Origin of the sequence: Moorena sp. SIO3B2 (genome assembly GCF_010692525.1) — a bacterium.
In the GTDB taxonomy this organism is placed as follows: domain Bacteria; phylum Cyanobacteriota; class Cyanobacteriia; order Cyanobacteriales; family Coleofasciculaceae; genus Moorena; species Moorena producens.
The window spans coordinates 25,645-47,758 of the sequence record NZ_JAAHHE010000024.1 but is presented as its reverse complement, the minus strand read 5'-3'; the positions used below and the strand labels follow the sequence as shown (position 1 = coordinate 47,758).

Here is a 22,114-nt window from a genome sequence, read left to right as displayed (position 1 = left end):
TTAGCAATTTTGACAAATATTTAGATAACCCGTGACTTGAGATGATTTTAGGCTTCGATCCAGGACGAGATAAATGTGGTGTAGCAGTGATGGAAAAAGAGGGTCAGCTGCTAACCCATGAGGTAGTCGCTTCAGGAAATGCGATCGCAAAACTCCAGCAACTGTGTCAACAATTCCCCATTGAAACTATTGTCATGGGAGACCAAACTACTGCCAAGAGATGGAAACGGAAAATCAAGGAGGAATTACCAGCATCAGTACCTATTGTCCTGGTAGATGAGCGCTACAGTAGTTTAGAAGCTCGCCCACGCTACTGGCAAATGTATCCTCCCAGAGGGTTCCAACGGCTCATTCCCCAAGGAATGCGCCAACCTCCTCGACCCATTGATGATATTGTGGCAATTTTGTTAATCGAGCGCTATATAATCAAAGGCAAAAGCTAGAAGGGATATCGTCGTCTTCCCTTGGGCATGAGCTATTGACAGGATGCTCAAGCCTGTGATCAACTTACCCACATCCCTGACTTTCCTGACTTTCCTGACTTCCCTCTCTTATCCCTTCTGAGAATATAGCGTTTATCATAGTTATGAGGTACATAAGTTCCCTACTCCCGATTCCCTACTCCCGATTCCCGATTCACTACTCCCTACTCCCTAAAACCATGAACTTTGTACCTCACGGAATTGATAAATGCTATAGTTCGGCTCGAATCGTAAAAGCATAGTTTCCCCCTGGTTCGAGCTGGTAATCGCACTGTTCTAAAAATCGCCCCAGGGGTTCCTGAATCAAGGCACGTCCGAGAGAGGGGGTGACTAACAGCTGACTTACCCGAAAATGCCACTGAAACTGCCATTCATAGTCTGCGGCTTGAACTTCCCCTTCAATCTTGCCCTGTTGCCAGCAGTGCCGCGTAATTCTGACGTAGGCAGTGGTTTGAGGCAGACCCTTTGCACTCACAATGGTAAAAAATCCTAATCTGCTTTAAAGACATAGGTTAGCAGACCTGTTGGCAGATAAGTCAATAGCGATCAACCCAAATCTGATATCAGTGTGGTTGCTTGATGCCCAAGGCACCGAGGTGCTGACGGATGCTTTTTACAAAACCCTTCCAAAAGAAAACATCACTAATACTCAAGCCCTACAGCAAGCACAACTCTCGTGGCTATTGACTCCTGAATACAGTCACCCTTAGTACTGGTCAGCATTTATTCTTATAGGTAATGAATTTAGGTAATAGTTAGAATAGATATTGGTTGATATTAAATCCCTGCGATATGCACCACCAACTCCCGGTAGTGAGCCTGTCGCCGATGCTCCCAAATATAAATGCCTTGCCAGGTTCCTAGGAGCAATCTCCCCTGAGCAATAGGAATCTGTTCCGATGTTTTAGTCAGCGCAGTCCGGATATGAGCAGGCATATCATCGGGACCTTCGGCACTATGGCTATAGCTTTTGCCATCTTCTGGTACTAATTTAGCAAAAAAGTTCGATAAATCCATGAGCACATCAGGATCAGCATTTTCCTGAATTACCAAACTTGCGGAGGTATGACGCAGGAATATCGTACACAATCCAGTCTCCAGTCCTGATGTAGCAACCACGGATTGAACTTTCCCGGTAATGTTGGAGAACGATTTACCGGTAGTCCTAATTTTGAGTCGTTGTTGATAATGAGTCATAGAAGGGTTAGTTAATCGAGCCACTGCTACCCGAGCTGTTTTAGTTCCTCCGATGGTGTTTCCGAGGTTTCTGTGGCTACAGCTGTTGGTGGATTGTCAACAGACTTATCCACCACAGGTGTTTCCGAGGTTTCTGTGGCTACAGCTGTTGGTGGATTGTCAACAGACTTATCCACCACAGGTGTTTCCGAGGTTTCTGTGGCTACAGCTGTTGGTGGATTGTCAGCAGACTTATCCACCACAGCAGCAGTTTCTGATGACTCTAGAGTATCTTCTGATAACGACTCAGGGACAGTTGCCAATTCTGCCAATTCTTCTGTATACAACTTATCCAGTTGAGCAGCAGTTTCTGATAACTCTGGCTTTTCTGCTGATTCTGGCTCAGTTGCAGATTGATTGTCACTCGACTCATCTGCCTGCTCGGAATTTTCCGATGCCTCTGGATTCTCCGGTTCCCCTTCACGCCAAGGGGAATCATAGTGATTCCAGGGCAGAATTGGCTCGTTGGGCAGGTTACGGGTCAAGACAGTGATGTTCTCTGGGTCTGGTTCCGGTAAACTCAAGGGTTCTCCAGAGGGTTTGTTATTAACCTGTTTAGAATTCATAGTCTGAGCGAAAGCCAACAATACATCACATCAGTTTAAGCGCAGGAATGCAAAACTCTGCTATGACATTCAACGTAATAATCAAGGCAACCCCCCAAGTTACATAAGCAGAATACTTCAACGATAGAGAAAAATCTTCTAATCGCTGCCTGTTTGCATTATAAGCCTCTACCAGATTAACCAGCATCTGTAGTTGGTATTGTTCTGGTGAGAGTACCAGGTAGCGTTCTAGGAATTTTTTATCTCCCAAGTTGGGACTGACTGCTATCTGACGCGGGAGAAAAGCACGGATTAGTAGGGTAAAATTAAGCATAAATCCCAGTATCTCAGCAATACCAAAGGGGCTGCGGAAAAATACTAGCCCAGAGATGGTTAAACTCGTTAATAAGGCTCCGTTAGTGACAAACAAGATATTGAGTTTTGTGGTCAAGGTTTGACTGCGCTCCCTTTGTTGATCGAGCACCATACGAACGTCTCGTGCTGCCAACTCCAGGCTTGGGAAAGACGTCTGCTCTTGAGTGATAGAGGTTTCTGGTGTGTCGATGGACTTTGGGATAGAATTGTGGCTATTCTGGATCTGTTCTATAAGCGAATCTACGGTAGATATCATGGCAGGGGCTATTTAGGCTATTTAGTGTAAGTCTGGAGGTAGTTAACAATATCTTTAGCAATCTTGTCTGTTCCATCCTTTACCAAGCTTTGAGATTTTCTGGGAGGCTTGGGAGTATGATGGAGAAATTCCCACTTGCCGTGGAAAAATTCTGTCGGTGTTAAAATCTGATGGTGACCGTAGTCTTGCACCCCTTCTATTAGGATAGCGGCTTCAGCAAATCCAGAGCGGGTAACTGAAGCAATTGGGATATCCAGGCGTAACGCTTCGGCAAAAGTACTGTATCCCGGTTTGGAAATCACTCGCGAGCACAAGGGCATGAAATCCACTGGTCGATAGTCGTGATCCTTGATTTTAAGTAAATTGGGTAAATCTGGTGCTTGAGAGTCAAATGTGATAAACTGCCAGTCAGGGAATCTAGATAGATTGTGGTAAGGAATTTGTTCCAACCCTAATCCCCCAAAGGTGAGTAAAGCAGTTTTAAACTCTGGAGACTTCAGATCAAAATTCTTCCTTAATTGGTCTGCACTGTAGCCTGGGGAGCCGCCTGTTAACCCCACATCGGTGATATGGGTGAAGGCGCTCATGGGTTCATGTAAAGGAAGGCGAAATAAGCGATCGCATTTTCGATAATACTCACTGATCCAATCGGCAATCTCGGCAAATTCTCCTCCCCAGTCTCGATAGATGAAGTCCCAGCCAAAGTTACTCATCATCCAACAGGGAATGTCAGCCGCTTGAGCAATACCTACAGCTAAGGGGGGAATATCGGCTAAGATCAGCCCGACTCGATTGTTACGAATAAAGTCAACCTCACTAGCAATAATTGATCTAGCACTGAAGCGAATTTGCTGTAGTTTGGTTAATGTTACCTCTTTATCCATTGTTAAGCTGTCGGTTTGAATAACACCAACATCAAAAGCCCGTGGGCGATGAATAAAATCCCCCGGAATGTAGGATTCTAATAACCAGCGTGGTATTGTTGTTACTAGAATCAGTAAGATATCCGGACACAGTCGTTGAATAGCCGCAGCTACGGAGGCAGTACGTACAGCATGACCAAAACCGTGGCTAGTGATAGCGATGTATAAAACTGGTCTAGACATTCTAGGAGCTCAGGTATTGAGTTAATTGAAGGCTTTCATGCAGGCTAACAAAAATAAACCACAAGTGGCTAACTTTGGCAGTTACTACCTTGATTATAATTTCCACACTTTAAAATCGAATTCATAAAAAATTTAAAGTTTTTTTTTAAAGGAGTTGAAAACGTGCTGGAATATATCACTTTACCGAACAATGTTCTGCCACCTGTAGCCCCTTATTCCCACGCTGTTCGGGCAGGAGATTTTCTATTTGTGACGGGACAGCTAGCTGAGGACCCTGTCACTGGAAAAGTAATAATTGGGTCAATTGAGGAGGTGCGACCCCGTAATTTAATTCGCCATAGGAAAGCGCACCTTACAGACTAAACAGGTAATGGAAAACTTGAAGCTGGTTTTAGACCATGCTGGCACTAGCTTCGAGCAGGTAGTTATGACTCGCATTTTTCTGACTGATTTTAGATACTACCAGACAGTGAATGACTTATATGCTTCTTATTTTAACAATAGGTTGCCTTGTCGAACAACGGTTGGAGTCATGGGTCTTGCTGGTAATGGTGATATAGAAATTGATTTGATTGTTTATTGTGGTGATTAAGGATAATGGTAAATTCGTAAGATTTACATTTAGCTATTAGCATTTAGCTAACCCTCTTCGTCCATAGTAAGCTAATAGGCATTTAAATTTATAACTATTCTTAATTTTGCCTTTTTTATTTGATAGTTTAGTTAACTTTTTATCGAACAACCCGAATCCCCTCCCAAGCTGGCATTCGACCAGTTCGTCGCTCATCCATTAATAAAAATAATGTGTAAATTGGCGCAATTTTATCTCTATTACTGGCATACTTACGGCTTAATTATTGACAATTTTCAACTGTCAAATGAACAGGTTTCAGGATTTGAGGATTGGTAGCAGCTTTTTTATAAATATCAGCTCGCACAGTCCAGGCAATAAACACTAACAGCACATAGAAGCGAAGTAATTTAAGATCTGGGTTTTCGTATCGGTCAAAGTCGAGGTTGAGGTAGGGATTGAGGTGGATATATTGACCTAGCTTGAGTTCTTTGTATAGGTCTTGGTATGGCTCAAGGTTTTGGTAAAGGTATCGATCGAGGTCGAGGTTTTGTTCAAGCTCTTGGTAAAGGTTTCGGTATTGGTAGAGGTTAAGCTCTAAATATCGGTAGAGTTGGATATCTAGGTATCGGAACAGTTCTAGTTCCCCCTCCAAGTCTAAGTTTAAATCTAGAGCTATATCTAGTTGAACAACATTAGCTAATTGTTTTTGCCAATTTTTCCACTTAGCTGCTTTTATGCCCACAATCACGTTGTGTTCTTTTTCCTGGCACCAGCAGCCTACTGGCTGTTCAATCGCTGGGTACTCCTGTGCTTCATCGGAAGTGGGCAATCTGTACCTGAATCCTGGTGTTGAGTAGTTTTGAGTCAACCATTTACAAAATGCTTCTGCATCACTAGCTCCAATTCCAGTAATTGGCTGATTTCCCTCTAACGCTATAAACCGTTTGCTTTCCCAATGATCTGGCTGATGATACTCACCTGCTGCTAGGGTCTCATCCAAAAATAATTGATACTCAGCACAGGTAATATAACTCAAGGCAATTTCGATTCTGTCATCAATCCGGAATAGTTGATTCAACCGCCTAGATAACTTAACCTCTGCAGCTACCTGAGCAATTTCTGGATTAGGGGATGCTAAATCTGCTGCTAGGATTTGTTCAAGTTGTTGCTCTAGCTTAGGCTTAACGGTCAACCCTTGCGCTAGGCAATCATAAGCAAGAGCTAAAGACTCTTCTGTACCCTTTTCCAAGGCTGCACGAATCAAGTTAGTTCCATCAGCATCCGACGCCCAGAAGCGGATAGTTTCAGTCCACCAGGGATTATCCACGTTTTTAGTCAAGATCTGCTCTTGGTTCAGTTCCTTTACCTGAGCAGCGGCTAAATAGTCCTGAAAACTCTGGTGAACAAACTCGTAAATCCCTAGCCTCCTTTCCACTAATAACCCAGTAGCTGTCTCTATATGCTTAAGAAATTCCTTGGGTTTTAGCGGACTCCCCGCCACTGATGCTAAATGGTCTTGACTATCAGATGGGGTGAATTCACAAGTTTCCTGTTCCATCAACCCTAGTGCTAGCCTTTGTAAGACTGATTGTTTTTGCACGGTTGTGAGCTGTATAGGGATGTTCTGAGCTGATGACACCTCCAGCAATACATGGCAAATTTTGCTGTAAAGTTCTCCCCGACGCTCTGGTAACATGCTACCGCAAGCGTGAAGGGTAGCTATCATAGTTAGGAGCAGTGGGTTGCTTGCCATTGAAGCTATCGAGGGATTATGTCTAATCCGCTCTACTAAATCCTCAACTTGCTTCTGAGCTGATAATTGTTTTCCTCGACTACTAATCTTAGTTTGTCGATACCAGCCCTGAAGAAATTGCTGAATTTGGTTGAAATTGAATGGTTGTACTTCTAAAACTGTTTCGATCTGCGACCTCAGTATACTACGATAGCCCTGGGGACGATATGTCAGGATAAAAGCAGTTTGGGAATAGGTTTGCATCTGCTGGTTAACCCATTGACTCACCTGCTGACGCTGATCCGGATCAGCTACTTCATCCAACCCATCCAACATCACTAAGCATTTGCCATTGTCTAACTGATCCCGAAACCAATTAGCAGGAGGTTTCTCCAAGCCTGCGGATTGACCAAATCCTGGTAATGACCCTTCCTCAACTTGTTTCGTAACTAGCTGTGCCAATAATGGTGTTTGCTCACTAGTAATGCGATCGCAAGTATTCCGCAAATCTACCATTATAGGAATTAGTTTTGGCGCTTTATACTGGCGGTGAGCATTGTTGGCATAGGTCAGGGTCAAATGCTGCAAGGTAGTGGTTTTTCCTGCTCCTGGGGGGGCAATGATTGCCAAATGTCGATAGGCTGGTATTTTAGGTATTTTGGCGATAAAATCCCAAATTTCCGGACTGATCTGAGATTGATGGGAGTTTGTCTTAGGTAATGGTCTATTACCTGGAATTTTTGTAGCGAATCTTAGGGGGACAAATACCTGCTCGAAATCCAACCTTGATAGCCTTGTGTTCAACACTACTGTCTTCAAGTCACGAAAACCGTAGACTAAGCTTTGGTAATACTTGTCTTGAAACTGTGAGGTTGATTTTCCGTCGTTAAACTGTGAGGTGAATTTTCCCCACAACCCCATGACCAAGTTTTCTTCCGGTTCCAAAGCTTTTGACTTGTTTTGGAACGATGGCTTGTCCGACATGTTTTCTGGCATAGTGATGCTACTGCTACAAAGCCCCTTGCTTTCGAGTGTAAGCGAGTCTAATACTAAGTTGCCGCTTAAAGATGTAATTTACTGGTAAGACTATCCTTGAATTTGACTGTTAACCGTCAACGGTAAACGCTCAATCCTCTTGGGCAAAAAACTGTTGCAATAGTGACCTCGTCATAACCCAATTTGCTGTAAACAGGCTGACTCGATCACAGTCGAGGAACACTTATAAATTTTACTAAAAAATGCTATACTTCAGATATATATTTACAACTATTAGTAATCTAATTGAGTCTTTAGCATTTTATCACTGTCATTCTTTGTCTGTCATTTGTGATATCTTCGTTCGTGTCGTATTACTTTGTAAAAATGGTAGAATAGATAGTCAATGAATGTAGCGATTAAGCGAGTCCTATCACCCCTAAAACCTTACCTACGCTGGGTAATCTTAGGTGGGACATTATTCTTTTTAGCAAAAGCCTTGAAAGACAACTGGCAAGAAGTGCTAGCGATTCGGATCAGCACTTCTGGATGGACTTGTTTAGCGATCGCTGTTGGCGTGACATTACTAGCCCACACCTGGACTGGCTGGGTTTGGCATTGGATGCTGCGGGAATTCGACCAAGAACCAGGGGTTGGGTGGTGTATCCGGATCTATCTCAAAGTTAACATTGCCAAATACTTACCAGGTAACGTTTGGCACTTCTATGGTCGGATCTGGGCAGCGAAAACAGCAGGAGTTCCATTGGGAGTAGCTACTCTGAGCGTGTTAATGGAACCTCCCATGATGGCAGTAGGTGCTTTATTGCTGGCTTTGATCAGCTCTCCTTTGGCCAGCCGGATCATTCAACTCCCAATTCTGTTTGCTGTACTGATACTGATTCATCCTTGGTGTTTAAACCCATGCCTACAGTATTTAGCTAAATTAACAGGTAAGAAGAAAAGCATTGAATCGGGTGTTGATCAGATTATCCGGGTCAAGCGCTACCCAATCCTACCATTGTTGGGGGAATTGGGCTTTTTGGGATTGCGAGGTTCAGGCTTTTTGCTTACCCTGTTAGCCTTAAGTCCAATCAGCCCCAGCCAACTCCCCCTGTTGCTTAGTGGGTTTAGTGTAGCTTGGCTGTTGGGCTTAATTGTCCCAGGGGCACCAGGGGGAGTTGGGGTATTTGAAGCCACTGCAGTGGGTTTACTAGAGCATGACTTTGCTCCGGCAGTGGTGCTGAGTTCGGTTGCCTTGTATCGTTTGATCAGTATTCTATCAGAAGTTGGCGGTGCGGCACTGGCATGGTTAAATGAACCTCCAAGCGATCGCTCTTCTAATCAAGATGAAGAATGAAGTCTTGATACTTCATACTTGATACTTCATAATATTTCATACTTCATATTTCATGCTTCATCGTGATAGGTAGAAGCTACGTACAACTCCTTTAACTGTTTATCATCCACACCACCTGGAGCATCGGTTAGCAAAGAACGTGCTTGTTGGGTTTTCGGGAAAGCAATCACATCCCGAATCGATTCTTCCCCAGCCAATAGCATCACTAGCCGATCCAAACCATAAGCAATCCCACCGTGAGGAGGGGCACCATAGTCAAAGGCTTCCAGCAGAAACCCAAACTTACTGTGAGCTTCTTCTTCAGACAAGCCAATAGCTTCAAAAACCTGTTGCTGAATCTCTGGCTGGTATATCCGGAGACTACCACCACCGATTTCTACCCCGTTCCATACTAAGTCATAGGCTTGAGCTCGAGCCGTTTTCAGATCATCTAAGTCATCAGGATGGGGAGCTGTAAATGGGTGGTGCAGTGCTTCTAAACGCTTTTCATCGGCATTCCACTCAAACATGGGGAAGTCTGTTACCCAGAGTAAGTTAATCTTTGTTGAATCAATTAATCCTAACTCTTGACCAATCACAAGTCGTAAGCGGTCGAGGGTTTTATTGACGATGTCAGCTGAACCAGCACCAAAAAGCAGCAAATGACCAGCAGTAGCACCAGTTGCCTCTAATAACTGCTGTTTTTGGCTATGACTTAGGTTATCCTTAATCGCCCCGATGGTATCAATTTCACCTCCTTCCCTCACCCGGATGTAAGCTATCCCCTTAGCACCAGCTTCGCTTGCTTCTTTGAATAAGTCACCCCCTGGTTTAATCCGGACATTCGATATAGCTTCATTACCACCAGGAATAGGTAGAACTTTGACTACACCCCCAGTCTTTACTGCACCGGAAAAGACTTTGAAGCCAGAATCTTTCATCAAATCAGAGACATTGACTAGTTCTAAGCCAAAGCGAGTATCGGGTTTATCACTTCCGTAGCGTTCCATGGCTTCAGCGTAAGTGAGGCGGGGGAATGGTCTGGGGATATCAATACCTTTGACTGTCTTAAAAATGTGACATACTAATGTCTCATTAAGCTGGAGAATTTCCTCTTGGGACATAAACGACATTTCCATGTCCAACTGGGTAAACTCCGGCTGTCGGTCAGCTCTGAGGTCTTCATCTCGGAAACACCGGGCAATCTGGTAGTATCGATCCATACCCGATACCATCAACAGCTGCTTAAACAATTGGGGGGATTGGGGCAGAGCGTACCACTGACCCGGATTCACACGGGAGGGGACAAGATAGTCTCTAGCACCTTCGGGAGTGGAACGAGTTAGCACTGGGGTTTCCACTTCGATGAAGCCTTGTTCATCTTCCAGGTAACGGCGAATTCCTCTAATCACTTGATGGCGCAGTTGCACGTTTTTGCTCATGCGATCGCGTCTTAAGTCCAAATAGCGATACTTCAGCCGTAAGTCTTCTCGCACTGACTCAGTATCAGCACTGGACACCTGAAATGGCAACTGCTTACGCACTTTATTGAGCAGTTCAATGTAAAGAGCGTAAATTTCTACCTCGCCAGTAGGCAATTTGGGATTAAGGGACTCGTCAGGACGCTTAGTAACTCGTCCGGTAACCTTTACTACATATTCATTGCGCAGGTGATCGGCATCTTTATAGGAATCAGGGGTACGCTCAGGGTCACTAACAATTTGGACAATACCACTAATATCCCGTAGGTCCAAGAAGATCACACCTCCATGGTCGCGACGTTTCGAGACCCAGCCGCACAGGGTAACAGTTTCACCAATGTGCTGGCTTCGGAGTTCACCACAATAATGAGTTCGCATAGTCTTTGTCTATAATACTGGTTCAATTAACTTACTTATCAGGCTAAACCCTGGCGCGTTATAGTCTTAGATTCTCAGCCTCACGGATGATATGTGCTGTTTTACCAGCACTTGACTAGGATTAAAATCCCCCGCCAATAAGCCGACCCAGGCAATTTCAGGCACCACAAAGTCTGAATTATAGCTCATTTGACCCGAGTCTAGGCCATAGTCTGACACTAGGGTGTGTTTTCAAAGTTTTCCGCAAGATATTAGATCCCCCCCAGCCCCCCTTATTAAGGGGGGAGCCATACTCAAAGTCCCCCTTTTTTAAGGGGGACCAACGGGGGTACTCGGAGTTTGAAGACACGCCCTAGGCTTCCTGATCTGGGGGAAAAGGTTTCATAGGTCTTATTTACCTTCGGGCTATAGTTCCTGATCTGCTAAACCAAGCCACATCTCCGACGATTTTACGGCAACCACCGAGTATGGCAACTAGACCTTAATAATTGGCTAGACTTTCCCTATCACTCTATTTTCGACAAACTCGATTGAGCAGTAACGTTTTGATGAGGAATGGATAACCATGACCATTAATACCGCCAAGCTGGAGACCATTATCCAAAATTTTGTCACCAGCACCAGTGAGGTTCAAGGAGCTGCTTTAGTTTCTCCTGATGGGCTGCCTATAGCATCCAGTTTACCGAGCGAGATGGATGAAGAACGAGTATCAGCCATGTCAGCTGCTATGTTATCCCTAGGTGAACGGATTGGCTCGGAATTGTCCAGAGGCATTCTAGACCGCATTTTCGTAGAAGGTAATAAAGGTTATGGCATACTAACCAACTGTGGCGAGTATGCGGTTCTATTAGTCTTAGCCACCAAGGCAGCTAAACAGGGGGTGCTGATGCTGGAAATCAAGCGGGTGATTCCAGATTTGAAGGCTGCCTTAGAGCCTCACCAGAGCATACCAGGAATTTATGAAACAAAACTCTAGCTAAAGTGCCACAGCAACGATCTGAAAGGTTGCCACTGCTTAGATTAGGGTGGGTTAATTTTATCTTGACCAATAATTGAATATAATATATAATAATGATTTTGGTAAAAATGGTAGCTGTTATTTGAATAATTTAAGAAATCCTTTTGATTTTAGGTAACTCAATATACCTATCGTATTAACTGGAAGTGGCTATAGTGGGAAAACTATCTAAGCGCCAGGTTTGAGTTAAGCCTATTGCCAATGTCAGATTGCCAATGTCAGAAACCCTGCTGAACCTCTCCTCTCGAAGGCTTATATCTTCATTTTACGCATCAGTCATAAGATAGAAATTTTTGACTTTACACTTAGGGAATTACTAACCCAATGGTTAGAATTGTATTGTAAAATAATTAAAATTTAATAACTTTAATATAAAATCCGAAAAAATCGATCAAAAAAAATAGATTATTCATTATGTCTTGTGACTATCAATAAACTTAAGCCTAGTAATAGGTGACTTTCTTTATTATTGGCAAGTAATGGCTATCACGAGTTCTTTAGCGGAATTTTCCCTCCCAGAATTGTTTCAGTTCCTCGATCAAGGAAACAAAACTGGATTACTAACCCTCCGATTCAAGCTAAGTAGGCATAGTCAGGAAATAAAAGCTCGACATATTCTACTGCGCCAAGGTCGGATCTTGGCAGTTAGCTATCGTCTGGATCACCAATGCCTGCTGAAAATGATGTGTCAGCGGGGTTGGCTGAGCCCTGAGGTAATTAATGAACAGGTAAATCGATGTCCGGCGAATAAACCGATTGGTCTGTACTTGAAGACTAAGGGATTTCTGCATCCAGAGCAGTTGAGACTACTATTTCATGCCCAGGTTATACGCTCAGTTTGTGGCTTATTCCGGCTCAAAGATGCTAAATTTAGGTTTGACTCTAAGGCAACCTTGCCCACGATAGAAATGACGGGTTTAAGCATCTCAGCTACCAAAGCAACTCTAATTGGTCTGCGAGCTCTACCAGATTGGACTGGATTAGCAGACAAGCTACCTGAGACAACCTCAGCACTATCTAGGGCGATGGTTGGTCATCGCCAGTTAGGGCTAGACCCTATGGAAGCTGCAGTTTGGAAATTAGCCAATGGGTCGATTCCCCTCACTGATATTGCTACTCGGTTGGGGAAGTCTCTGGAAACGGTTCAACAGATATCCTTCCGGCTGATTAGCGTGGGTTTAGTCGCAGAAGTGCCTATGCTTACTTCATATCAACAGAACTATTGGCAATCACAGGGATTAGAGCCAGTCGCCGTTGGGGCAAATCGAACTGAGGAGGACAATCCTCAAGAGCTGAGCAATCGCTTTGTGCAACACTTACTTGGTTTCTTAAGGAGGTAATAACGATTAATAACAGCTAGGTACTTTTTGGAGTTAATGGTAGTTTTTCTGCAATCAGAGTATGGTAATCCTAATCCTGTGGTTGACAATAATGTTGTCGTGTTTCCGATTCTGCTTCAGAACGGCTAACAGCAAATAAGCGTGGAAATTATGCGTCTAGTTGTAACCGGTGCCGTGGGTGCTGGAAAATCCTCTTTCATTCGCTCGGTTAGCGAAATTGATGTAGTGGATACAGATTGCCTAGCAACGGACGTGACAACTAAAATTAAGCAAAAAACTACAGTAGCGATGGACTTTGGGCGTTTGCAATTTGCTCAAGATATGGCGCTACATTTATATGGTACTCCAGGACAGTCTCGCTTTGATTTCATGTGGGATATCCTGATTCGGAAAGCGCATGCTTACATACTCCTTGTTGATGCCCATCGTCCCAGTCAGTTTAGCTCTTCCCGTCGCCTGCTCAGTTTTATGGGACAGCGTGTGAAAATTCCCCTAGTGATTGGTCTAACCCATGTTGATTGTGAAGGAGCTTGGTCAGAAGAGGATGTAGCGATCGCGTTGGGCTTTGTGGATGAAAGCAATCGACCCCCGATGGTCAGCCTCAATGCCAATCAACGAGATTCTGTGATTCAAGCATTAATAGTGCTAGTACAATATTTCATTAAATGTGACATATCCCACACTCACCCTAATGACTAAAGTGTGGGTCTATCGCCGGAAAATCTCAAACTAAGGCTACAAGGGGACAACGAAGACAAGACAGACAAGGCAGGGTTTATTGAGAACTATCCCCAGTTTATTGACAAGATACGTTTGCCCTGGCTAGTTATACCCATAAATGGTAGCTCTTAATACCAATAATCTATATAATTAAGGATCTATCGATACTAAGTTTTGGTGTCTTGAAGCCATTTTGAGGTGTTTTTTGATAACTAGCAACTTAGGTTAGTAGTAGGGTGGATAATGCCCACCCTAGCAGAACTTACGCAGCAATTCTATCTGTAGCTTCCGTTAATAATGCCCCCTACTACTTATAGAGTGTGTTGCGCAGTATTGAGTAACTCCTGCCTAGTGGTACTTAAACAGATATCAAGCCCAAATAAAGCCCAAAGCAGCTTTGTAAGCGAAGAATAGGTTGCGATTTTGAGTCAGCCACTCCACAAAACGGAAAGACATCGCTGCTCCGTTACGCCTCTAATGACTCAGGAAAGGTTTTTAAAGGTTTGTTAGCCCAACGTCTTCTTAACCCTCCAGTTAAGGTGTGCCATAAAATAAATGTATAGGCACAAAACACAAGAATGAAATGTCTCAGCAAGCTGCGAGCATCTCTGACTTGATATTCTTTAAGCCCTAACCATCCTTTGGCTTCTCGATCGAAAACTTCCACCCAATTCCTTTGAGCATAGCTAGTTACTATCCACTCGGCTGTGGCTTTTGTTGAGTCAACATTGGTAATCAAATAGTCAATCTCACGCTTCTTGGTCGAAGGTCGAGGCCTGATTGACGATAGCAATTGTTCTCGTTCCTTCGAGCTGTGATAGTTCAACTTCAACAGTGGCCACCCAAACTGTTTTCGATTGATTTAGATTGAGGTTAACCGGGATAAAAGCTGAGCCAGGCAAGACTGATGCTAATTTATCTAAGGGAATTTCCTCTCTGTTATTTGCCGATGTTTGACTTATAACTTGGCGGTTTTTGGCTAATCCCCCTAAATACTTTAGTTTCCTTTTTTCCAGCTTATGCAGAAATGTTGTGTTATTTCCATAGCCAGCATCAATTACCACGTACCCCGGTCGGTATCCTCTCAGCAAGCTGCGGTCAATTAACCCTAAAGCTAGCTCCGGCTTTTTCTTGAATTCAGGGTCTTTGTTTCCCTGAGGTAAAGAACTGGCGTGTTGATATAACTCTAAATCTAATGGTAGGCTTTTTTGGCCATCATATAGATCAGTTGTTACCACTACTACCCCATTATCGATTTTACCGATTTCGACCATGTACTGCCGTCCCACTCCGGCTGTGAAATTGCCGCTTTTTCGCGAGTCCTGAGTCATCAACAATTAACGTGAATCCTCTACTGATCCGGGTTTGGCTACACTGATTCATCACGATCAGGCGGCGTTCAACCGGTTCGGCTGACCAGGGCGCTTCCGTCAAAAAGCGATGCAGTCGGCCAAAGGGGGTTTCCCCCACTCGCTATTGCATCAAGACAATGATGTAATCGGTGGTAAGTCACTCCCACAGGGTTATAAGCCATTTGAGACAGGTTTTTTCGTTCACTTTCCCCTAATAATCCACCTATATAGTTCCTAAACTCCCGTTTTTGGGCTTTATGGGTCCAGACATCATCAAAGGGTTTACACCATCGTTCGAAGCAAGGGGGCAAGGGGTGCGGGAGTTGTCTCTTTCATTCCTCAAGTCTTAACGTGAAATGTCGGCCATAACTGTATTATACCTTTATTGATTCTCGATTTTAGTTTAAGTACCAATAGAATGATTTTTTATAAATAACCCGTCCCATCCGACCTATTCGGCCATAAGCGCGGTTTTATACACACTATGTTCGGTAGAGCCCAATAACTTTAATACTGGTCTTAGTATTGCTTTTTGCTGATCACAATTACTGGCACCTCTTTTGTTGAGGAAGCGATGCAGCTTCGGAACAGGGGAGGCAGCGCCGCCAAAGGGGGTTCCCCCCACTCGCGCTTTGCCGTGGTTTCCCCCGGAGACGAAACCTTAGACAGGGGAGCCTTTATGGTTGGTAGGCTATGCAGATGCATGGTTAAAACTTATTGATTAAGAATTCGCGCAAAAATAACTTTCCCTATTTAGACGTTGATTGAGGCAGGATAGCATAGTTCCATTCTCCATGAAAAAATTCTCGCACAATCTGCACCTCATTAAAGTCTTTTTCCCTAACTTTTATGCCAGTTTTATAGTCATTTTTGTCCAATTCAGCTTGGATATTAAGTCCGGTATTAGTCGTAGTATGACTAATTAAATTTACGACAACTTCTTGACTTGTTAAAGGTCTACCTCTCCAGTTTTTTGTTATGTGACAAAACCTTCGATGTTCAATTTTATTCCATTTGCTTGTCCCGGGAGGCAAATGGGATACTTTGATGGTCAATCCGATTTCCGTCGCTAATTTTTGTAACTCACTTTTCCCTAATCTAATTCGATAGCCATTACTGCCACCAGAGTCAGCTGTTATCAGTATTTCTTTAGCTGCTGGATAAACTTTTTTTCCCATATTTTTCCACCATTGACGAATGGAAGCTACGGCTCTCTCAGCTGTATCATGACTTATTCCTACGTTGACCCATCCCGAGTTATCAGTTACATCATAAACGACCTCAGGAATTACTTTTCCTTGTTCTGGATCAGGAAAATCATGAATTTTAACTTGAAGTGGCTCTTTTTTTCGATGCCACTCTTGTCCTACGTTGCGATAATTTCCAATCAATTCTTTTTTTTTTGTATCTACTGAAATTACTGGCTGATTACGCTCTTGAAAATCTTTGACTTTCTCATTAATGTATTGAAATTGAGCATCTCTATCTTGATCAGATGAACCTTTCTCCTTCGGAGACGCTGCGCGAACCGAAGTTTTTCTATTACTCTGTAAACTATACCCTAATTGCTTCAACAATTTTGCCACCGTTCTTGGACTAATTTGATGTCCCATTTCTTTTAGAGCTTTGGCTAATTTTGCTGTACTTTTCGATGTCCAGAGTAACGGGGAACATGGATCGGGAGCATGTCACTTATGCAGAACATTTGTACGCTTATCTGGGTAATGGGTAATAGGTAATGGGTAATAGGTAATGGGTAATAGGTAATAGGGGGAGCATGTCAGAAATGCCGAATATTTTTACCATTACTATAGCCCCCGGGTTTAAGCTTGCTCTAATGGTACATAGTTGATCTGTTCTGCAACTAAGACCGGCTCAATAACAGAATTTTTGGTGTTTTGTCAAGTAGTTCATTTGTTCGGCAAATTTGACCTGCTCCCACATGGATCTCCACGAGTCGCTGGTGCAATTAATTTTTCTAAATCTTGAATTAATGTGTGGTCATTTTGCGATAGACTTTTGCGTCCACCTCCAGGTTTTCTCACTTTTCTGTGGATCTTAGTTGAGCTGATTATTTGATTTTGATTATCATCTTGAACAATTGGAACTTGTAGTTCTTGAATTCCCCTTTTAATGGTTTTACTTGATAATCCAGTCGCAAAAGCCACTGTTTTTATTCCTTCTTTCCCTAAAGATACTGCTTCAACTCCTGACCACAATCGTCTGAGTTTTTCATCCATGTATGGCATTAAAGCCTCAAATTTGGTTCTAATATCCTCAATTATTGACATTTTTCCCAGAAACAATCACTTCGATTCTATTGTCTCATTTTTAGACCCTTATCATAAACTTATTTCTGCGCAACTCCTAAGGCGAGCCTGTCTTACGGTAACTTGGCCGTAGGCCACGCTTGGCCGTAGGCCACGCCAAAGGCGAACGCGAACAAACCACTCGCTATTGCATCAAGACAATGCCAGTAAATTGGGAGTGCCCGTTTTCCAAGAATTACCCCCACCATAAACAAGTTTTTATAGCAGAAGTCAGAAGTCAGAAGTCAGAAGTCAGAAGTTAAACTCAAGCCAAACTGTAGTTTGAGACTTTTGTCATGTCCTAATTACCCTGGCGACTGCTATATCTTGCCATTGAGTTCTATCCAACACTAGATATAACCTCTATTTTTTGGGAGATTTATTAGAAATTATTGTTTGAATAATTGGTAACAAAATCAGAGCTCCTGAGTTCGACTGTAACTTGAAAAACCTTTGAAGATGACGACGGCGAATTTCGGACTTAATTGGTAAAGTAAAATGAGCGGCTAACCTTTCAATCTTAATCTGTTTATGGATTTGCAGTAGCAACAATAAAATTTATAAAGTGATTAATTGAGCCTCACTGAAGTATTGTGATAGGTGAGTAAGATATAGTTCAGGTAATATCATTTTTTGATCGGTCTGGCTCACAAGTTCAAGACCGATCTTTTTCTACCATCAATTCCTTAAAATCTCAATCTGGTTGGGTTTTCACGGGGTTGTCACCCCGTGAGGCTTTGATGGCTATAAATCCCGATCGAGCGTGAATTTATCCAGTTCTATTACTCGATTATTGGTTATCGAGTGGTGACAAAGGACTAATAACAACTGAAAGCGGTGGTATCCTGCGCTTTTTCAAAGCGCTAGGGAAGGCCCACCAAGAGAATGACTTACGAATTTGAGTCCAACTTGGTATTATTACTGGACTAGTGTTCTCGAATAACAGAGGCTTCATCGCTACCCTTTCGTTAAAGGAGTGGTAACGCCGCTCATCCGCGCGTTGCGATCAAAGATGCGGTGCGACCCCGCGCTTTTTCAAAGCTAAGGGTGAATGGGCACCAAGAGAGCGCTAGGAAACGCCCACCAAGAGAGGGAAGGCTCACTTCTCAAGTTGACACAATCTTTACACACTCTTTACAGAATTTTGAGATGATCCAGTGCAACTAGCCGTTACTAATGGTAAAACCCAAATAGTGGTGAACACATATCAAGAAATTACATATAGCATCTGTCAAAAGGTAAGCATTCAGCTATCAGCCATCAGCCTTTGGCCTTTGGCTACGCTACTTAAGGTGCTTATGGGCGATGGCCACCCTTGGCATTGGCCAAAGGCCACACTAAGGGAATGGCCACGCTAATTGAGGTGCGAACAGCTTTTGAATAAAAGAGGTAAGCATTTGGGCGTTGCGTCAGTCTTTGAATGAATAAGAGTAGAGTGGGCATCCTGCCCGCCCGGAAATGAAACGGGCAAGATCCCCGTTCCACGGCCAGATCCCCGTTCCACGGCCAGATCCCCGTTCCACGGCCAGATCCCCGTTCCACGGCCAGATCCCCGTTCCACGGCCAGATCCCCGTTCCACGGCCAGATCCCCATTCCACGGCCAGATGCCCATTCCACAGGTGCGCTTGACCTTGGCGAATTTAATTCTTAATGGGTCAAGGGCACCTTTAAATTCTCCCAAATCAGGTTTATTTTAAGCTGACAGCTGACAGCTGACGCCTGAATGCTTAGGTCAAAAGAGGTATATTTTTTAGTGTTCTGTGTTTATCCAAAATTTGTAAAGGACTAGGCTTACAGCAGGATTGTTCATGAGACTTTTGCTGGTAGAGGATGACAATGCTCTAGCTCTAACCTTGAGTAAAGTGTTGAGAGAGCAGAATTATATTGTAAATATTGCTGGAGATGGGGAAGAAGGTTGCGAGTATGCTCAAGCCTTTACCTATGACCTGATTGTGCTGGAAGTGGATTTACCCAAGCTCGATGGTATCAGCTTGTGTAAGCGACTACGGCAGGCAAGCTATGATAGAGGGATTTTGCTGTTGCTTTCTCAAGCAGCTACTGCTGAGCAAGTCAAGCTTAATGCTGAAGCTGATGATTATATTGTTAAACCCTTTACAGCCAAGAATCTGTTGACTCGAATTAGGACATTACTGCGTCACCACAGTGTTTCTGGATTAAGGCTACTGGAATGGGGTGATGTCTGCCTAGACCCGAGTACCTGTGAAGTAACTTATAAAGGTCAACTGCTCCATCTCTCACCAAAGGAATACGGTCTTCTAGAACTATTCTTGAGCCATCCGCGCCGAGTATTTAGTCAGAGTTTCATTCTCGGACATCTGTGGTCATTTGAAGACCCTCCTTCACCAGAAACAGTTAGGGCACATGTTAAGGGGTTAAGGCGCAAGCTCAAGAGTGTTGAAGCTGATGATATGATTGAAACTGTCTATGGTATGGGCTATCGCCTCAAGAGCTTACCGAGGAGCAAGAGAAAGAAACTCAAACCAACCCCAACCAGGTTCAATCAGCCTTGGGAGCGTTCTAAAGGAACCATGTGGCGTCAGTTTGCCACTTTAGAACAGGCAGTTAATGCTCTCGAAGCCGGACATCTTACTGAGGATCTGCGAAAACAAGCCCAGCAGCAAGTCCACAAGCTCGTTAGAGCTTTAGATAAGTTTGGCTTAGTGGAAGGATCACGGCTAGCCCAAACTATTGAGTACTGGCTACAGGAAGTCAGTATAACCAAGACAAGGAACTCCGGTAAAGGTAGATATCTGTCAAGACGCAGGAACTATGACAACCAAATAGAATTGCCTAGTCCTCAATTACAGCAGCTAACCTCCCCAACTAATATTCAAAATCTGGCATCTTTGGTAGCACTTCTGTCTGAAGAACTCCAGCAACCTCCATCACCATTCTCTGGTGATGTCAGTAGTGAGTTGGAAGATAATCCTAGCATTACTGTATTAAAAGACTCTGAACTAACCGAGGATGATAGATCAGAACCCCTGGCACCCGACCAATTCCCAAAAAAGCTTCCCTTGATTTTAGTTATCGATGGAGACGTGCAACTGACACAACAGTTGGAAAGAGAAGCAGTCAATTGGGATATGCAAGTAAAAGTTGTCCTAGATCCCAGGGAAGCCAGAGTTGTCATGGATCAAGAAATACCTGATGTTGTGCTACTGGACTTGATGTTTCCCAATTATCCAGAGGTCGGAATCGCACTCCTAAAATATTTCCAGAACCAATACCCTCAAATCCCAGTAATCGTTTCTACACAGCAAAATCGGTTTAGCGATCGCGTTGAGGTTGCTCGTCAGGGAGGAAGGGCGTTTTTATCCAAACCCGTTACCCCAATACAGTTACTAGAAACCGTTGAAGATGTCTTAAATCAAGACAGACCTTCCACCGCCAAAGTCCTGGCAGTAGACGATGATCCCCTAGTGCTCGAAAGTATACGACACTTCCTACAACCTTTAGGAGTGCAGATTATTACCTTAGAAGAACCCGATCAATTTTGGGAACAGCTCGAAGCGACAGGACCTGATCTACTGATTTTGGATTTAGACATGCCCCAATTCAATGGGATTGAACTGTGCCAAGTTGTGCGCAATGATCGCATCTGGCATGGATTACCTATCCTATTGCTTTGTGAACACCTAGACTCTGAAACAATTCACCGCATTTATCAAGCTGGAGCTGATGACTATATCTTTAAACCGATAACGAAATCCGAGTTAGTCACCCGTGTTTTCCATCGTCTAGAGCGTACCAAACTGCTCCGTAGTTTAGGAGAAACTGACCAATTAACTGGTGTGGCTAATCGTCGTCAATCTACCATAGAATTTAACCGATTACTGCGCTTATCCCAACGGTACCATCAACCTCTTTGCTATGCCTTATTGGATTTAAACAACTTAAAGCAGGTGAATGAGCAATTTGGTCATGTGATGGGAGATAGAATGCTTAGGCGGTTGGGACAAATCTTGCGGCAAAAGTTTCGCAGCGAGGATATAGTTGCCCGCTGGGGAGGTAAGGAGTTCTTCATCGGGATGTATGGTCTCAATCGACAGGCTGGGGTCAGAAGGCTCCAAGAAATTTTGGAGACTGTTAGTGAAGAATTTGATGACTGTGATCTAGTGCAGGTAACATTTAGTGCTGGGGTGGCAGAGTACCCTGAGGATGGCACAGACATCGAAAGCCTCTATCGAGCCGCTGATGAGGCTATTGAGCGAGCCAAAGCCACTGGTCAAGATTGTGTATTCCCAGCTCAATCCCTAGCTGGAAAGATCAGTCAGTAGTAATTTTTCAGTAGTAATTTTTCAGTAGGTGAGCAAAGCTTTCTGAGCCTTACACCAAGCTGATTTTGATCCATTAAACCCAATTGCTACTAGGTAGGACGTGAAAAATGGAACCGATACATTCACATTTTATTTACAACTTACTCGACTATTTCACAATTGGCTCTAATATAAAGATACTTTAAAGATTATCGGTTCAAAGATATTGATCTTTGATTTGGAGTTAGGCTCAAAAGTATAAAGCTTGAGAGTAGCCATCAAGCATAGGTCATTTTTATGACCTCATTAGGGTGTAAAGCTTATTTAGTCGAATCCGACAATAGTTCAGCAAGAGCGAAAGTGCAGACTTTCCGTCGGAATCGACGTTCATTGATCCAAGTCGCAAACCTTCGTTGCTTTGTTTCTAATCCGAATATTGGGTGGGAAGTCAGGCAATAGTAGTTTGGCGGTTTGATCCCGCGATTTTTCAAACCGTGGAACCCCACGCTTTTTTAAAGCGTTAGGGAATGCGCACCAAGAGATTGATTTTTGTGGGCTTTCATCTGAAGGGGGAATCTAATCTCAAAAAAATAGGTTGCAGCCCATAGAGTTTGTAGG

General features: G+C 43.6%; 18 protein-coding genes and 3 pseudogenes. 11 read left to right on the top strand and 10 right to left on the bottom strand.

What is annotated here, in order from left to right; translation table 11 throughout:
• The first annotated feature begins 41 nt into the window (after positions 1–41).
• Complete coding sequence (locus F6K38_RS08600) at positions 42–443, top strand: pre-16S rRNA-processing nuclease YqgF (RefSeq protein ID WP_287253126.1); 402 nt, start codon at positions 42–44, stop codon at positions 441–443.
• 143 nt (positions 444–586) lie between these two features.
• Positions 587–724 (top strand): hypothetical protein, encoded by a 138-nt coding sequence (locus F6K38_RS08595; protein WP_154659990.1) that lies wholly within the window; start codon positions 587–589, stop codon positions 722–724.
• Here the strand turns inward: F6K38_RS08595 and F6K38_RS08590 are convergent.
• A complete protein-coding gene (locus F6K38_RS08590) occupies positions 694–957 on the bottom strand; it encodes a DUF3146 family protein (RefSeq protein WP_008191512.1) in 264 nt (87 codons plus the stop codon). The genes F6K38_RS08595 and F6K38_RS08590 overlap by 31 nt on opposite strands.
• A gap of 49 nt (positions 958–1,006) precedes the next feature.
• Here F6K38_RS08590 and F6K38_RS08585 point away from each other — a divergent pair, with 49 nt between their 5' ends.
• Positions 1,007–1,192, top strand: a complete 186-nt coding sequence (locus tag F6K38_RS08585) for a hypothetical protein (RefSeq protein WP_071102475.1) — start codon at positions 1,007–1,009, stop codon at positions 1,190–1,192.
• Positions 1,193–1,259: 67 nt separating this feature from the next.
• Here F6K38_RS08585 and F6K38_RS08580 read toward each other — a convergent pair whose 3' ends face one another.
• The 4 genes from F6K38_RS08580 to F6K38_RS08565 are packed head-to-tail and all read right to left on the bottom strand — an operon-like array spanning position 1,260 to position 4,000.
• Complete coding sequence (locus F6K38_RS08580; protein ID WP_287253133.1) at positions 1,260–1,679, bottom strand: secondary thiamine-phosphate synthase enzyme YjbQ; 420 nt, start codon at positions 1,677–1,679, stop codon at positions 1,260–1,262.
• A 26-nt stretch (positions 1,680–1,705) separates the two neighbouring features.
• Entirely contained in the window at positions 1,706–2,284 is a 579-nt protein-coding gene (locus F6K38_RS08575) for a hypothetical protein (RefSeq protein WP_287262832.1), read from the bottom strand.
• A gap of 25 nt (positions 2,285–2,309) precedes the next feature.
• Positions 2,310–2,894, bottom strand: coding sequence for a hypothetical protein (locus tag F6K38_RS08570; protein ID WP_202799179.1), 585 nt, complete (start codon positions 2,892–2,894; stop codon positions 2,310–2,312).
• 17 nt (positions 2,895–2,911) lie between these two features.
• Positions 2,912–4,000, bottom strand: coding sequence for a glycosyltransferase family protein (locus F6K38_RS08565; protein WP_008181979.1), 1,089 nt, complete (start codon positions 3,998–4,000; stop codon positions 2,912–2,914).
• A gap of 162 nt (positions 4,001–4,162) precedes the next feature.
• Between F6K38_RS08565 and F6K38_RS44125 the strand changes: the two are divergent.
• Positions 4,163–4,592: pseudogene (locus F6K38_RS44125) on the top strand (RidA family protein).
• 262 nt (positions 4,593–4,854) lie between these two features.
• On the opposite strand, the gene F6K38_RS08550 reads toward F6K38_RS44125, so the two are convergent.
• Positions 4,855–7,302, bottom strand: coding sequence for an NACHT domain-containing protein (locus F6K38_RS08550; protein ID WP_008181982.1), 2,448 nt, complete (start codon positions 7,300–7,302; stop codon positions 4,855–4,857).
• A 385-nt stretch (positions 7,303–7,687) separates the two neighbouring features.
• On the opposite strand from F6K38_RS08550, the gene F6K38_RS08545 reads away from it, so the two are divergent.
• Positions 7,688–8,638: a lysylphosphatidylglycerol synthase transmembrane domain-containing protein gene (locus F6K38_RS08545; RefSeq protein ID WP_008181983.1), complete on the top strand. Its 951-nt coding sequence runs from the start codon at positions 7,688–7,690 to the stop codon at positions 8,636–8,638.
• 50 nt (positions 8,639–8,688) lie between these two features.
• On the opposite strand, the gene aspS is transcribed toward F6K38_RS08545, so the two are convergent.
• Positions 8,689–10,476, bottom strand: coding sequence for an aspartate--tRNA ligase (gene aspS, locus F6K38_RS08540; protein ID WP_008181984.1), 1,788 nt, complete (start codon positions 10,474–10,476; stop codon positions 8,689–8,691).
• Between the two features lie 565 nt (positions 10,477–11,041).
• Between aspS and F6K38_RS08535 the strand changes: the two genes are divergently transcribed.
• The 3 genes from F6K38_RS08535 to F6K38_RS08525 all read left to right on the top strand — a co-directional run bounded on the left by F6K38_RS08535 (position 11,042) and on the right by F6K38_RS08525 (position 13,533).
• Entirely contained in the window at positions 11,042–11,452 is a 411-nt protein-coding gene (locus F6K38_RS08535; RefSeq protein ID WP_008181985.1) for a roadblock/LC7 domain-containing protein, read from the top strand.
• 521 nt (positions 11,453–11,973) lie between these two features.
• Entirely contained in the window at positions 11,974–12,834 is an 861-nt protein-coding gene (locus tag F6K38_RS08530; protein ID WP_008181986.1) for a DUF4388 domain-containing protein, read from the top strand.
• Between the two features lie 150 nt (positions 12,835–12,984).
• Positions 12,985–13,533 carry a GTP-binding protein gene (locus F6K38_RS08525; protein ID WP_008181987.1) on the top strand — a complete coding sequence of 183 codons (549 nt, stop codon included), beginning with the start codon at positions 12,985–12,987 and terminating at the stop codon, positions 13,531–13,533.
• Between the two features lie 390 nt (positions 13,534–13,923).
• Here F6K38_RS08525 and F6K38_RS08520 read toward each other — a convergent pair.
• The 3 genes and pseudogenes from F6K38_RS08520 to F6K38_RS08510 form a co-directional block, all read right to left on the bottom strand.
• Positions 13,924–15,242 (bottom strand): annotated as a pseudogene (locus tag F6K38_RS08520) (IS701 family transposase).
• Positions 15,243–15,655: 413 nt separating this feature from the next.
• A pseudogene (locus F6K38_RS08515) lies at positions 15,656–16,585 on the bottom strand (ISAzo13 family transposase); the annotation flags it as partial.
• A 231-nt stretch (positions 16,586–16,816) separates the two neighbouring features.
• The gene (locus F6K38_RS08510) at positions 16,817–17,197 is read right to left on the bottom strand and encodes a hypothetical protein (RefSeq protein WP_008181994.1); all 381 of its coding nucleotides are present in this window, start codon (positions 17,195–17,197) and stop codon (positions 16,817–16,819) included.
• A gap of 119 nt (positions 17,198–17,316) precedes the next feature.
• On the opposite strand from F6K38_RS08510, the gene F6K38_RS08505 reads away from it, so the two are divergent.
• From F6K38_RS08505 to F6K38_RS08495, 3 genes are all read left to right on the top strand, one after another.
• Positions 17,317–17,478, top strand: a complete 162-nt coding sequence (locus F6K38_RS08505; protein ID WP_161603148.1) for a hypothetical protein — start codon at positions 17,317–17,319, stop codon at positions 17,476–17,478.
• 894 nt (positions 17,479–18,372) lie between these two features.
• Positions 18,373–18,573, top strand: coding sequence for a hypothetical protein (locus tag F6K38_RS08500; RefSeq protein WP_131826852.1), 201 nt, complete (start codon positions 18,373–18,375; stop codon positions 18,571–18,573).
• Positions 18,574–19,024: 451 nt separating this feature from the next.
• A complete protein-coding gene (locus tag F6K38_RS08495) occupies positions 19,025–21,517 on the top strand; it encodes a response regulator (protein WP_008182000.1) in 2,493 nt (830 codons plus the stop codon).
• Positions 21,518–22,114: the final 597 nt, after the last annotated feature.

Bases quoted from the DNA above. Each gene is read 5' to 3' on its own strand.
- F6K38_RS08535 (WP_008181985.1), top strand. From the start codon at position 11,042: ATGACCATTAATACCGCCAAGCTGGAGACCATTATCCAAAATTTTGTC.
- aspS (WP_008181984.1), bottom strand. From the start codon at position 10,476: ATGCGAACTCATTATTGTGGTGAACTCCGAAGCCAGCACATTGGTGAA.
- F6K38_RS08510 (WP_008181994.1), bottom strand. From the start codon at position 17,197: ATGTCAATAATTGAGGATATTAGAACCAAATTTGAGGCTTTAATGCCA.
- F6K38_RS08525 (WP_008181987.1), top strand. From the start codon at position 12,985: ATGCGTCTAGTTGTAACCGGTGCCGTGGGTGCTGGAAAATCCTCTTTC.
- F6K38_RS08570 (WP_202799179.1), bottom strand. From the start codon at position 2,894: ATGATATCTACCGTAGATTCGCTTATAGAACAGATCCAGAATAGCCAC.
- F6K38_RS08550 (WP_008181982.1), bottom strand. From the start codon at position 7,302: ATGCCAGAAAACATGTCGGACAAGCCATCGTTCCAAAACAAGTCAAAA.
- F6K38_RS08530 (WP_008181986.1), top strand. From the start codon at position 11,974: ATGGCTATCACGAGTTCTTTAGCGGAATTTTCCCTCCCAGAATTGTTT.
- F6K38_RS08580 (WP_287253133.1), bottom strand. From the start codon at position 1,679: ATGACTCATTATCAACAACGACTCAAAATTAGGACTACCGGTAAATCG.
- F6K38_RS08595 (WP_154659990.1), top strand. From the start codon at position 587: ATGAGGTACATAAGTTCCCTACTCCCGATTCCCTACTCCCGATTCCCG.
- F6K38_RS08495 (WP_008182000.1), top strand. From the start codon at position 19,025: ATGAGACTTTTGCTGGTAGAGGATGACAATGCTCTAGCTCTAACCTTG.
- F6K38_RS08565 (WP_008181979.1), bottom strand. From the start codon at position 4,000: ATGTCTAGACCAGTTTTATACATCGCTATCACTAGCCACGGTTTTGGT.
- F6K38_RS08575 (WP_287262832.1), bottom strand. From the start codon at position 2,284: ATGAATTCTAAACAGGTTAATAACAAACCCTCTGGAGAACCCTTGAGT.
- F6K38_RS08545 (WP_008181983.1), top strand. From the start codon at position 7,688: ATGAATGTAGCGATTAAGCGAGTCCTATCACCCCTAAAACCTTACCTA.
- F6K38_RS08600 (WP_287253126.1), top strand. From the start codon at position 42: ATGATTTTAGGCTTCGATCCAGGACGAGATAAATGTGGTGTAGCAGTG.